Source organism: Metabacillus niabensis (assembly GCF_902829255.1).
GTDB classification, from domain to species: domain Bacteria; phylum Bacillota; class Bacilli; order Bacillales; family Bacillaceae; genus Metabacillus; species Metabacillus niabensis.
Genome location: NZ_CADEPK010000184.1, coordinates 1 through 12,496 on the forward strand (window position 1 = coordinate 1; position 12,496 = coordinate 12,496).

General features: G+C 35.7%; 11 protein-coding genes and 1 pseudogene. 3 read left to right on the plus strand and 9 right to left on the minus strand.

Annotated elements, in window-relative coordinates:
• Positions 1 to 113 (minus strand): annotated as a pseudogene (locus HU235_RS12565) (lipoate--protein ligase); the annotation flags it as partial.
• Between the two features lie 14 nt (positions 114 to 127).
• A complete protein-coding gene (locus HU235_RS12570) occupies positions 128 to 865 on the minus strand; it encodes an MBL fold metallo-hydrolase (protein WP_174880425.1) in 738 nt (245 codons plus the stop codon).
• Between the two features lie 206 nt (positions 866 to 1,071).
• Here HU235_RS12570 and yhfH point away from each other — a divergent pair, with 206 nt between their 5' ends.
• Complete coding sequence (yhfH, locus tag HU235_RS12575) at positions 1,072 to 1,206, plus strand: protein YhfH (protein ID WP_095303629.1); 135 nt, start codon at positions 1,072 to 1,074, stop codon at positions 1,204 to 1,206.
• A 93-nt stretch (positions 1,207 to 1,299) separates the two neighbouring features.
• Here yhfH and HU235_RS12580 read toward each other — a convergent pair whose 3' ends face one another.
• From HU235_RS12580 to HU235_RS12590, 3 genes are all read right to left on the minus strand, one after another.
• Positions 1,300 to 2,319: a LacI family DNA-binding transcriptional regulator gene (locus tag HU235_RS12580; RefSeq protein ID WP_174880426.1), complete on the minus strand. Its 1,020-nt coding sequence runs from the start codon at positions 2,317 to 2,319 to the stop codon at positions 1,300 to 1,302.
• A gap of 193 nt (positions 2,320 to 2,512) precedes the next feature.
• The gene (locus HU235_RS12585; protein ID WP_174880427.1) at positions 2,513 to 4,744 is read right to left on the minus strand and encodes a YhgE/Pip domain-containing protein; all 2,232 of its coding nucleotides are present in this window, start codon (positions 4,742 to 4,744) and stop codon (positions 2,513 to 2,515) included.
• An 88-nt stretch (positions 4,745 to 4,832) separates the two neighbouring features.
• Positions 4,833 to 5,405 carry a TetR/AcrR family transcriptional regulator gene (locus tag HU235_RS12590; protein WP_095300968.1) on the minus strand — a complete coding sequence of 191 codons (573 nt, stop codon included), beginning with the start codon at positions 5,403 to 5,405 and terminating at the stop codon, positions 4,833 to 4,835.
• A gap of 223 nt (positions 5,406 to 5,628) precedes the next feature.
• Between HU235_RS12590 and HU235_RS12595 the strand changes: the two genes are divergently transcribed.
• Complete coding sequence (locus HU235_RS12595; protein WP_174880428.1) at positions 5,629 to 6,060, plus strand: hypothetical protein; 432 nt, start codon at positions 5,629 to 5,631, stop codon at positions 6,058 to 6,060.
• 49 nt (positions 6,061 to 6,109) lie between these two features.
• Here HU235_RS12595 and hemH read toward each other — a convergent pair whose 3' ends face one another.
• From hemH to HU235_RS12610, 3 genes are all read right to left on the minus strand, one after another.
• Positions 6,110 to 7,036, minus strand: coding sequence for a ferrochelatase (gene hemH / locus HU235_RS12600; RefSeq protein WP_174880432.1), 927 nt, complete (start codon positions 7,034 to 7,036; stop codon positions 6,110 to 6,112).
• Between the two features lie 63 nt (positions 7,037 to 7,099).
• Positions 7,100 to 8,152, minus strand: a complete 1,053-nt coding sequence (gene hemE / locus HU235_RS12605) for a uroporphyrinogen decarboxylase (protein ID WP_174880429.1) — start codon at positions 8,150 to 8,152, stop codon at positions 7,100 to 7,102.
• A gap of 189 nt (positions 8,153 to 8,341) precedes the next feature.
• A complete protein-coding gene (locus tag HU235_RS12610; RefSeq protein ID WP_233452214.1) occupies positions 8,342 to 10,480 on the minus strand; it encodes a transglycosylase domain-containing protein in 2,139 nt (712 codons plus the stop codon).
• A gap of 138 nt (positions 10,481 to 10,618) precedes the next feature.
• Here HU235_RS12610 and HU235_RS12615 point away from each other — a divergent pair, with 138 nt between their 5' ends.
• The gene (locus HU235_RS12615; protein ID WP_233452215.1) at positions 10,619 to 11,110 is read left to right on the plus strand and encodes an antibiotic biosynthesis monooxygenase family protein; all 492 of its coding nucleotides are present in this window, start codon (positions 10,619 to 10,621) and stop codon (positions 11,108 to 11,110) included.
• Between the two features lie 333 nt (positions 11,111 to 11,443).
• Here HU235_RS12615 and HU235_RS12620 read toward each other — a convergent pair whose 3' ends face one another.
• The gene (locus HU235_RS12620; protein ID WP_174880431.1) at positions 11,444 to 12,427 is read right to left on the minus strand and encodes an aldo/keto reductase; all 984 of its coding nucleotides are present in this window, start codon (positions 12,425 to 12,427) and stop codon (positions 11,444 to 11,446) included.
• Positions 12,428 to 12,496: the final 69 nt, after the last annotated feature.

Below are 12,496 nucleotides of genomic sequence, written 5' to 3' on the forward strand. Positions count from 1 at the left end.
TTTATGTAAAACAATAAATATGTTTCATTTGGATCAAGATGTCTTAACGCATATTCCTCGATCGCTAAATTAATTTGTGGATCCGTAATTCCTTTATTATCAATAAAAAGCATTTATATCCCTCCGTTTATTTTGTACACCATTCATAACCAGTTGAAGCTAATACAACTTGTCCATTATATAGCTCACTAGCTTCCTTCACAAGATTCTCATGCTCACCAAAGTGTGGCAAATGAGTTAAGATTACTTGTGGAACCTCTGCAGCTGCTGAAATCTTTGCTACATCCTTACTATTCATATGTCCAGCGTTTGTACCATCTTGGTCAGCATAAAAGCTTGATTCTGCAATAAGCAAATCAGCACCTTTTGTAAATGGAATAAACTCCTCTTTAAAACTCGAATCTGCTGTATAAACGATCGTTGAACGGTCATCTGAAATTCTCATCGCAAAACACGGTACTGGATGAATCGTTTGTAAAAACTCAATGGTAAATGGTCCAATCTTTAAAGCTTCATTAGGATTATATTCAATCCCTTTTGTTGCCTCTTTAAATGTTAAGCTTTTAAATGCTTCCTCATCTAATCTGTGTCCATAAATAGGAAGTGTTTTTTTCGTTCCTTTTATAAAAGAAGTCACGTGAAAGGCAAATTGAAGTGGACCGATATCTGCAACATGGTCATGGTGGTAATGCGATAAAATAACTGAATCTAAATCATCAAGAGCAATCGTTTCCTGCAGCTTTGACAGAACTGCACTGCCACAATCGACCAATAAGCGATAGTTATGTGATTCAATTAAATATCCTGATGTCGCTTCATTAACACCAGGAAAGCCTCCCCAATATCCAATAACCTTTAGCTTCATAAAATCTCTTACACCCTTTCTATATGTAAAGTAGATGTTTTCCCGCTTTTACTTTAATCAATATCTCCATTTTACTAAAGCTCTATGATGAATTCACGCTATTAAGCTTCTCGAAGAAAAAAATATCTATTGTAATAAAACAGTTGTTGACTGTTTTAAACTGTTATAATACAATGACTGTAATATAACACATAGGGGGATATAACATGTTGATTAAAATAACTGAATTTTTTAGAAATTTACCTAAAAAACGCTGTAAAGAGTGTGGCAATGAAATGGAGGAGCAGCATGAATGCTACAGTAATGTTTGCCATGACTGCTTGCATATCAAAAACTTATAGACTATCATTTGCTACCTCATCTGTACTAATACAATTTGAATAAACGAAAAAAGATGGCGATTATCAATCACCATCTTTTTTTACTGTTTCATCCTATGATGTCGCAACTAGCCTAGGCTTTATCATGGTCGATTCCCGAATCGCTAGTTTAGATGAAAATTCATGTCTTTCATATGAACGATACTGTTTTTTATGTATCTTTTCACAAATAACCTCAATCGCCTTTTGGGCCATCTCTTCTACTGGTTGAATAACAGTTGTAATCATCGGATCCATCAGTTCAGTAATTTCCATATTATCAAATCCGACTACTGCAAGATCGACAGGTATATTCCATCCATGCTTTTTTGCTTCTGAAATAAGTCCTGCAGCAACTGAATCTCCTCCAGTAAAAATAGCAGTAGGTGGATTCGTGAGACCTTTTATTTGTTGAAATACTTGTTTACCATCGGTAATTGATGATAAATGTTGAAAATAAAATTCATCATCAAAAGGATGCCCGGCCTCAGCTAAAGCGGCTTCAAATCCTCTTTTTCTCGCCTTCATTCCGATGCTTTGCGAACCGTTTGAACAGTAGGCAATTCTGCTATGGCCTTGTTCTAGTAAATGCTTGGCCACTTCATATCCACTGCAAAATTGATCCATATAAATCATCGGAATATTTCCATCCTCAAGTATTTCATTACATAACACGATCGGACCGTAATTTAAATGCTCATCAATAACTGACCAGTCATTTTCACAGGATGTCATAATCACCCCATCAACCTGTTTCGTCTTAAGAAGATCTAAATAACTACGTTCCTTATGTTTTGAAAATTGTGTTTGGCAGATGATCAACTGATAATTTTTTACAGAAGCAGCCATTTCTAATCTTTCTATCAATTGACTAAAAAATGGCGTGGAAATTTTCGGGATTAACACAGCGATTATTCCCGTCTTCTGATTTCTTAAGCTTCTTGCAGCTGAATTTGGCACATACCCCAAGTGCTTCATCGCCTGCTGAACAAGCTTTTTCTTCTCATCTGAAACATATGGGTGATCGTTAAGCACCCTTGACACAGTTGTTCTAGATAAACCCGCTAGCTTTGCGACATCTTCAATGGTAGACAAAATTTCTCCCTCCCCTTAGGCTCTATATTGCCCACCCTGCTTGACACTTGGAAACGTTTTCATATTAAATTATAAAAAAAGATGAATTATTTTTCAATCTTTTTTTATAGGAATCTATTATTTCTTCACTTGTTTTTAACGATAAATCAAATAAAAAGAGTCATTCAAACTAGAATGACTCTTTAACTAATTTTTATTGTGTTATCACTTCAGACTCAGTAAGAAGTGCTTTTTCCTTTTTAAGTTTAATCGTGAAATAGATTATCGTTCCAATCATGCCACAAATAATAAAGCTTACTAAAACAAATACTTGTGGCCATAAGGTAGAAAAGTTACCTGTAGAAATGATTGTCTTAAATCCTCTAACTGAATAAGTCATTGGTAGCCACTGATTAATTTTTTGATATCCTTCTGGAATTAACTCAAGTGGAAATGTTCCCGCACTTGTTGTTAATTGTAAAATCATAATAATGATCGCAATAAATCGGCCAGGATTATCCATTGTTGTAACTAAAAATTGGACAATCATCATAAATGTTAAACTCGTTAGAATGCTAAAGAGCATAAAAATCGGGATACTTTTAACTTCAATCCCTAACGCATATAGTAGAATCATATCTGCAAGCAAGGCTTGAATAATAGAGACAAATAATAAAACACTAAATTTACTTGCAAACCATGAGAAACCTGATTTAGGAATTCCTGCCTTTTCCCGTAATGGAAAAATAACCGTTAATAACAGTGCTCCTACAAATAAAGCAAGAGATAAGAAGTAAGGAGCAAGACCTGTTCCATAATTAGGCACATCATTTAACTCAACGGTTTTTAATTGTACTGGTTTTGATATCATGTCATATTTTTCTTCTGAACCTTTTGCATCTTTCGTTTCCTTAGTTGCATCACTCAATTTTGTTGCTAACTCATTCGTTCCTTCAGAAAGAGTGTTAACCCCATCATCAAGTTGACTAGCACCATTAGCTAATTGAACCGAGCCTTCCTCTAGCGCAACGGAACCATCTGCTAGTTGGTTAATCCCATTTAGAAGTTCTGCTCCGCCACCTTTTAATTGTTCAGTACCTGATTTTGCTTCAAGTAACTTGTCACCGAACACGTCTAAACCAGAAGTTAGCTTTGCTTGCCCTTCCTTAAGCTGAACGGCTCCATTATAAAGGCGCTCCTGCCCAGTGCTTAATTGGTTAACAGCAGACTCCACTGCAGAAACTCCATTATAAAGCTGTTCCGATTTTACAGGTAGGTCTCCTACATTATCATTCAAACTTTTTGCTCCTGCTTCAAGTTGCTCTAAACTTGTTGATAGCTCTTGACCACCTTGATTTATTGCATTTAAAGACTCAACTAGAACGACTAGTTGTTGTTTTTTGTCATCAGGTAAAGGCAAAGCTTGAAGTTCTGTGACCAATTCATTCACATTTCCTGTTACCTTTGCTAAATTTTCCGATAGATTTGCTGCACCATCACTTGCCGCTTTACTTCCATCTGCCAAAGCTTTCGTACCTTCAACAATTTGCGGCGAACTGTTTTTTAACAATTCCGTTCCATTCGTTAGTTGTGGCATTGATGTTTGTAACTGCTTTAAACCATTTAACGATTGATCCAATCCGTTCACTAATTGAGATGTTCCATTTTCAGCTTGAACTGATCCGTTGTATAACTCTGACTGTCCTTCCTTCAAAGCAGCTAAACCACTATCTAAGCTATTAATTCCATTTGTTAGTTCTCCCGTACCACTTGAAGCATCCTGCAATCCTTGCTTAAATGTTACCGATTTAGAAACAAGTCCTTGTAAGCTTTCATCTAGTTTAGCCGAGCCCTCTTTCAGGTCAGTTGAACCATCATTGATTTTTGCTGCACCATCGCTTGCTTCGTTAATCCCATCTGCCATTAATTCTATATTATCAAAAATCGTTTCTGCGTATGTTTTGGTGATCGATGTTGATACCTCTTCCTTGATTTTTTCAATCGCACTTTCACCGATTTGACCTGATATAAAATTATAGCCTTTATTCGTTTTAAACGTCATTTCTAATTTTTTCGGATTATCATCCTGCAAAGTTGTTGCATGCTCTGAAAAATTCTCAGGGATTTCTATCATCATATAATAGTCCTGATTTTCCAGTCCCTTTTCTGCTTCTTTGCTACTTACAAATTTCCAATTAAACTTTGGATCTTCTTTAAGGTTATCTACTAGTTCCTTTCCTACCTCAAGCTTTTCTCCTTCAAATGTTGCACCTTTATCATTGTTAACAACTGCAACAGGTAATTCTTCTAGCTTTCCATAAGGATCCCAAAATGCTCCTAAATATCCACCACTATACATTAAAGGAACAAACAGTACACCAATGACAGCTATTAATACCTTTTTATTTTTGAATAATGCTTTCCACTCTTGTTTAATTAAATTCATTGCTTTACCTCCTAACTTACAGAAAAACAGAACATCCATCTTGACTAAATTATTCATTCAGTCATTTTTTTCAAAAAGAGAAGGATCATCAGCTAGATAATCCTTTAAGAAGATACTGCTCAATTATTTGTGCAATTTTTTCCTTTTCTAACGGCTCATGTCTCTTTTCCCAATCAAAAATGAGAGATACGTATAGCTTTAATAAAATAAAAGCAGCTATATCAGGGTCGCATTTCTTTAATTCCTCTTTTTCGATAGCATGAATAATCTTTTGTTTAATATAGGAAAGGATCATATCTTCAACCCTTTTAACACCTTCTTTAACCGTTGGTGTCCCAATATCATTTCCCTCTTGGAAAATTTTAATTGTTAGCTGGTGTGTCTTACGAAATTCTAAAATACTATATAATGCTTGATGAACATTTTCAGAAAAGGATCCTTCCTGATTGAAGGCATTCTCTGCGACTTCCTTCATATCTTTTAACACACCTTCAATAATTTCAAAGAAGAGCTCCTCTTTGTTTTTATAAAAGGTATATATTGTCCCTTTTCCAACATTCGCTATTTTAGATACTTGATCCATTGTCGTTGCTTTGTAGCCAAATTGTGAAAAGGATTTAGTAGCTGCCTCTACTATTAGTTGCTTACGATCAATACTCAATCGAATCACCCCTAAAAATGACCAAATGGACATTTTAGTCATTTTGTATATTTGTATTATATCATGGTTCATCGTTTTTACAACATACATTTTTCCAATTTAATGAAAAGTGCTTTTCAATTAGTATATATTTTGGATAGAATATATTAATAGTGTTAGTTCTATTAATATATGTATAGTATGATGAAATAAACGGCGTACTATGAAGATGGGGGGGAACTATTTGAAGCTTATTATCGGAATTCTGCTAACTGTATTTGGACTTTTGATAACTGGTGGAACCCTAGTCGGTATATCAGAAGGGGAAAGTACAATTGCACAAGATTTTGGACCATGGCTTATTATAGGCTTTGTCCCACTTATCGTTGGAATTGGTCTTAATCTCTCATTTATGAAAAATAAAAGGCAGTACAAAAGACAATTAATCGAAAACCAAATGTTAAAATATGCAAAAAAACATAATGGTTCGATTACAGCGGCTGAATTAGCAATGGAAACTTCATTAAATTTTAAAGAGGCCGAAAAGGTATTAGAGGATTTTGCCAAACAAGGAATTGCATCGCGGAAAATTTCCGAAAGTGGGATATTTGTTTACCAATTTCCAATGATCTCAGATATCGAAAAATCGTCTGCAAAAGGGATCTATGAGATTTAAAAAATAAAGCAGCTACGTCCTCACTTCGGACTAACTGCTTTATTTTTACTCACTTCCCTAATTGTTTTAACACAACTGTTGCCAGGCAATCTATAAATTCAGGCTTTGCATTTGGCATTTCAGGGCGATAATAGCTTGCTCCTAATTCTTCCGTAACTACTTTACATTCATAATCATTGTCATATAAAACCTCTAAATGATCAGCAACAAAGCCGACTGGAGTGTAGACAAACGCTTTATATCCTTCATTGTATAGATCTCTCGTTAAATCTTGAACATCTGGTCCCAACCATGGCTCTGGTGTATTACCTGCACTTTGCCAGCCTACAGCATAGTTTTTTACTCCAGCTGCTTCTGCGATTAAATCTGCTGTTTCCTTTAATTGTTCAGGATACGGGTCACCCATTTTCGTAATTTTTTCTGGAAGACTATGAGCTGATACGACTAATACTGCTAATGCTCTTTCTTCATCACTCATGCTAGTGAATGTTTCTTTAACACGGTCAGACCAGTATTTTATAAATTTCGGCTCTTTGTACCAGCTTTCAACAGATGTTATGCTAATGCCATATTTATCTGCTTCTTCCTTTGCCCGGCCATTATAGGATTTCACACTAAATGTCGAAAAATGAGGTGCTAAGACAATACTCACCGCTTCAGTAATGCCATCTTCATGCATCTCTTTTACAGCATCTTCAATAAAAGGTTCAATATGCTTTAAACCGATAAACAATTTAAATTCAATTTCATCTTGAATTTTGTTTAAGTGCTGTTCAAGCTTTTCCCCTTGTTCAACTGTAATTTTTGCAAGTGGAGAGATGCCACCAATTGCTTCATAGCGATCCTTTAAATCCTGAAGCATTTCAGGGGCTGGCTTTCGACCATGGCGAATATGTGTATAATACCGTTCAATATCCTCCTCTTTGTAAGGAGTCCCATATGCCATAACTAATAATCCCATTTTTTTCTTCAAAATTTTCACCTCTAGTTAGTTCTTTATCATCTTCGGAAATATATGTTACCTATTTCACAGAAAAAATTATGCTTTCACCTTTGCATTTGATGAATATTCATGTACAAAAGATGTTAGTTTCTTTAATGTCTCAGGATTTACTTCCGGAAAAACCCCATGTCCAAGGTTAAAAATGTATCCACCTTGATCCATTCCTTGATTTAAAATTTCCCGCGCTCTTTCTTCAATTACTTCCCACGAAGAAAGGAGGATGGCAGGATCAAGATTACCTTGCAATGTTTTAGTTAAACCTTGAGAACGTGCTTCTTGAATTGGTAATCTCCAATCAAGTCCGACAACATCAAGCGGTAAATCGTGCCATTCCTTCGCTAAATGGCTTGCACCAACACCAAACATGATGAGTGGTACTTTCTCTGTTTTTAATTCAGTAAAGATTTTCTCCATTACAGGCTTAATATAATAACGGTAGTCAGCTACATTCAAAGCACCAACCCATGAATCGAAAATCTGAATTGCTTTTGCACCTGCACGAATTTGCGCTTTTACATAGGCAATACTCGTTTCAGCTAGCTTGTCCATTAACTTAAACCATGCTTTCGGTTCTGAGTACATAAATGCCTTTGTTTTGTTATAGTTTCTCGAAGGTCCGCCTTCAATCATGTAACTTGCAAGGGTAAATGGAGCTCCTGTAAAACCGATTAAAGGTACATTAAGCTGCTCTTTCGTTAATAGCTTTATTGTGTCTAAAACATACGGTACGTCTTGTTCTGGGTCTATTTCTCCTAGCCTTTCTACATCTGCTAAAGAACGAATTGGATTACCAATAACAGGTCCGATACCTGATTTTATCTCAACATCTACTCCAATTGCTGGCAGAGGAGTCATAATATCCTTATATAGGATTGCGGCATCCACACCATATTGTTCAACAGGTAATCTCGTTACATATGCACAAAGCTCTGGCTGATGAGTAATTTCAAATAGACTATATTTTTCTTTAATCGCTCGATATTCAGGCTGAGAACGACCTGCTTGTCGCATATACCATACAGGTACATAATCTGTTTCTTCACCACGGCACGCCTTTAAAAACGTGTCATTGATTTTCCGTTCAGACATCCAAAAAGTCCACCTTTCTATGCAAGGAAGCAATTGACTCCTTTATTAGATAATACTAATTATAATGTAATACTTATTCTATATTATTTTCTCATTCTATACAACTATAACGTTTACAGCTAACAAAGTATAGATGATAGAGACAAATGTCGTAAAATAGTCGAAAACCCTTTTGCAATTGGGTTTCTCTTACTTTTTACCGAGCAAATTCGGCGTATTAATTTCCTTTCCATCTCCTTCTACTTTCGTTTGAACATTATATGGGGCAACTTTATATGTTGCAGTTGAAAATACATTTGCAAAAGGAATTTCATAGTAACCTTTCCCTTTTACTGTTCCAAGTAATTCCTGCTTGTTCCCATTCTGTTCATAAATGCGATATTCTACACGTTCATCCTTTGCCGCGTCCCATTCAAGTGTTAATGTAAGCAAGCCTAATGGAGTAAAGGTATATTTCGCTTGAACTTGTTTAATTTCCTCTAATCTAATCGGGCTTTCTAAATCCTCTACTCCCTTCGGTACTTTGAAGGCAACTTCTTGATCCCATTTAGCGGTTGTTAAAATATCCTTAAAGAGCTTTGTCGGATATGAACTCCCCTTTGTTAAGTAATGCTGTTCATCAGTTTTGTCATATCCCATCCAAACAGCACCGACGACATTCTCAGTAAAGCCGACAAACCATGCATCCTTTGCTGCACCTTCTACTACTGTATAAGAGGTTGTCCCGGTTTTCCCGGCTAATTCTCCATTAAATTCCCCGCTTTTCGCTGTTCCTTCACTAACAACATGCTGTAGCATTCGCGTCATATCCCAAGCAGTTTGTGGCGAGTAAACCTTTTCTTCTTTATCTGTATGGTCTGCAATAACCTCCCCATCCTGACTTTTAATTTTTTGAATGACATGATGCTCGCTATACTTTCCATTTGTCGTAAATGTCCGATAAGCATTAGCAATTTGAATTGGTGTGACACCATCAGATAAACCACCTAAAGCAATTGCTAAGCCATCATCCTTAATCGGAATTCCTACCTTTTGCAAATACTCTTTACTTTTTTCAATTCCTAATTCAGATAACGTCCAAACAGCAGCTGCATTTTTCGAATGGATGATCGCATCGAACATCGATATATCTCCAGCATATTGTTTATCATTGTTTTCTGGTGAATAATCACCATAACTTTGCTTTTCATCCTTCAATAAGGAATAAGGTTGAAATAGCTTTGCTTCAATCGAGGGTGCATAAACGGCAATCGGTTTAAACGTTGAACCAGGTTGTCTCTTAACATGAAGGCGATTTAGTCCTTTAGGTACATAATCACGACCTCCGATAGCAGCTATTACACCTCCTGTTCTATTATCTAACAAAATAAACGCACCTTGAGCCTTGTCATCAGTTCCTGGAAAGTACTCGTTCTTTTGAAATAACTCATATGCTGCTTTTTGTATATTTTGTTGGATGGGGACAGTAATTGTATAACCTCCCCTTAATAACTCTTCATTTGACAATGCATACTTCTCTTCAGCTTCATCAAAAACCATATCAATATATGTTGATAGCCATGGACTCTCCTGCTTTTGATGAACTTGTAATTTTACAGTTTTCCCTTGTGTACGAACTGCTTCATCATAGCTAATATATTTTTGATCTGCCATTAAACTTAATATGACATTTCTCCGTTCTCTGCTTTTATCTTTATTTTCGATTGGAGAATAGGTTGACGGTGCTTTGGGAATTCCTGCGAGCAATGCCCCTTCCTCAAGGGTCAATTGTGAGACATCTTTATTAAAATACAGTTTAGCAGCTGCTTGAATTCCATATGCACCATGTCCAAAGTAAACTTGATTCAAATACATCTCCAATAATTTTGATTTACTATAACGATTTTCTAAATTAATCGCAATGATTGCTTCTTTAGTCTTGCGGAGGAATGACTTTTCATTTGTTAGAAATAAATTTTTCGCTAGCTGTTGAGTAATTGTACTTCCACCTTCTACCTTACCACCAGCTAAAATATCTTTATATATAGCCCTACCTAATGCCTGAATATCGATTCCATGATGCTCATAAAAACGTTGATCCTCAACTGAAATAAAAGCCTGTTGAACATATTCAGGAACATCATTAATATCGATAAGCTCTCGATTCTCAATAAATAATTTTGTTATCTCATTTCCTTCTGTATCGACAAGCGTTGACGCTGTATCCATTACTAATTTCTCTTCATCGATTACGTAATCGCCCATAAAAATAATAAATAAATACCCTAGAAATGCGAATAAAACAGTAAAAAATAAAACAATTCCTGATAAAAGAAGTTTCTTTTTCACCTATGTTCACCCCTTTTGAATTAGTATTGTTAAAATTAGGCAGGTATATGTGTCATAATCAAAAAAAGGCAAGCCGAGAAGATAATTGGTATACTTTAAAGAAATGATTGCATATTGAATGATGAGGTGAAAAATATGATGCTTTACATAACATATGGGACTGTTCATTATTTGATAAAATTAGTAGAAGCTCACCCCGACTTAAATCTTAGGCTAATGACAAATGAGAATACAGGGATACTTTTTCACGAAACAGATGGGAAAACAATTTTTAATGAGCCAAAATCATATGAAGTATTAGATTCAAATGGCTCGCTAACTGCTGGTAGTTTCGCAGTCTTTCACCACATCCCTGTATCTCATGAAGGTAAACCTCTATTCGAAAAACTCTTTAGCGACCGTGCACGGATAATTGAAAAACAGCAAGGCTTTTCAGCAATTCGAGTCTTACGTCCGACAAAAAACGATACTTACATTATTTTAACATTATGGGAAAAAGAACAATACTATAAGGCTTGGGTAGAATCTGATTCTTATAATGCGGCTTATCATAAGGGGCTACAAGAGAAGAGTTCATTTCTTCAACCATCTTTCGTAAAAAAATACTATGCCATCTCTTTAGAAGCATAATAAGAAACTCCTCTGCAAAATTTTCAGAGGAGTTTCTTTATTTGACATTCTATTCATTTTAGACAATATTTCCTTGGAAATGACGACGTGATTCTACATAACATTTTCAATTTCACTTATAAAACGTTTACTTATATGGCTATGTCAAAAATTATTTTGATTGGAGCGGAGGGGATGAGACTCCTGCTTAGAGAAGCTTGTCAAAGGGAGAACTTACAGGTGCATGTGTTTACGAATCCCGGTCCCTCTCGAGGAAATCGAATGCCTCCAGTTAAAATTCAACATCAAAGTATAACAGTATCTTTTTTTAAAAATAAGATAAAACTTGGTTGCTTATCTTTTAAACTTCTCAAGAAATCTTGTCGGATATTCACTAGGTAGTTTGCTAACTTCATCCAATCTATCCCACTGTTCTTTCGTTAACCTCCAACCTATACTGCCGATGTTTTCGTCAAATTGTTCCAAACTAGTGGCACCAAATATCGGTGAAGTAATTTCCTCCTTATTTAATAACCAATTTAACGCAACTTGTGCTGGTGGTTTATCAAGCTCATTTGATATCTTTTGTACTTCATTTAATATCGCAAAATTCCTTTCCGTTGAACGATACTCCCAGCTTGATTCACCGCCACCATTCGCTAATCTCCCACTTGATGGTGTAACACCTGCCTGGTATTTACCTGTTAAAAAGCCACCTCCAATTGGTGCCCAAGGGATGACACCGACATTTTCCTCTTTACATAAAGGAAGAACTTCACGATCCATTTCACGATTAATTAAGCTATATTGTGGTTGCACAGAAATAAAACGGACAAGATTATGATAGTCACTATACGCTAACGCCTTCATCATTTGCCATGCTAAAAAATTTGAACATCCTATGTATCGAACCTTACCGGAAGAAACTAAGTCATCTAAAGTTCGAATTGTTTCCTCAATTGGTGTTATATTATCCCAAACATGTAATTGATAAAGATCAATATAATCTGTATTTAAACGTTTAAGGCTTTGTTCAACACCTTCCATAATTCTTCTTCGCGAATAACCAAAATCATTTGGATGTGGACCTACACGCATTCTTACCTTTGTTGCAAGCACAATCTCTGTTCGTCTTTCCTTAATTGCCTTCCCAACAATTCGCTCTGATTCTCCTCCAACATAAACATCCGCTGTATCAATAAAGTTCCCGCCTTCATCAAGAAACTTATGAATCATCTTAATTGAATCAGATTCATTAACCTCTTTTCCGAAGGTCATCGTACCTAAGCAAAGCTCTGAAACTAGCAAACCGCTTTTTCCAAGTACTTTATATTCCATTTTCTTCACTCCTTAACGCAATTTTCATTCTAGTTTTGTATATTCTAGATTTAACGTATTATTCCTTTA

Excerpts from the sequence above, each read along its gene's own strand:
- HU235_RS12570 (WP_174880425.1), bottom strand. The coding sequence starts at position 865 with ATGAAGCTAAAGGTTATTGGATATTGGGGAGGCTTTCCTGGTGTTAAT.
- yhfH (WP_095303629.1), top strand. The coding sequence starts at position 1,072 with ATGTTGATTAAAATAACTGAATTTTTTAGAAATTTACCTAAAAAACGC.
- HU235_RS12585 (WP_174880427.1), bottom strand. The coding sequence starts at position 4,744 with ATGAATTTAATTAAACAAGAGTGGAAAGCATTATTCAAAAATAAAAAG.
- hemE (WP_174880429.1), bottom strand. The coding sequence starts at position 8,152 with ATGTCTGAACGGAAAATCAATGACACGTTTTTAAAGGCGTGCCGTGGT.
- HU235_RS12615 (WP_233452215.1), top strand. The coding sequence starts at position 10,619 with ATGCTTTACATAACATATGGGACTGTTCATTATTTGATAAAATTAGTA.
- HU235_RS12620 (WP_174880431.1), bottom strand. The coding sequence starts at position 12,427 with ATGGAATATAAAGTACTTGGAAAAAGCGGTTTGCTAGTTTCAGAGCTT.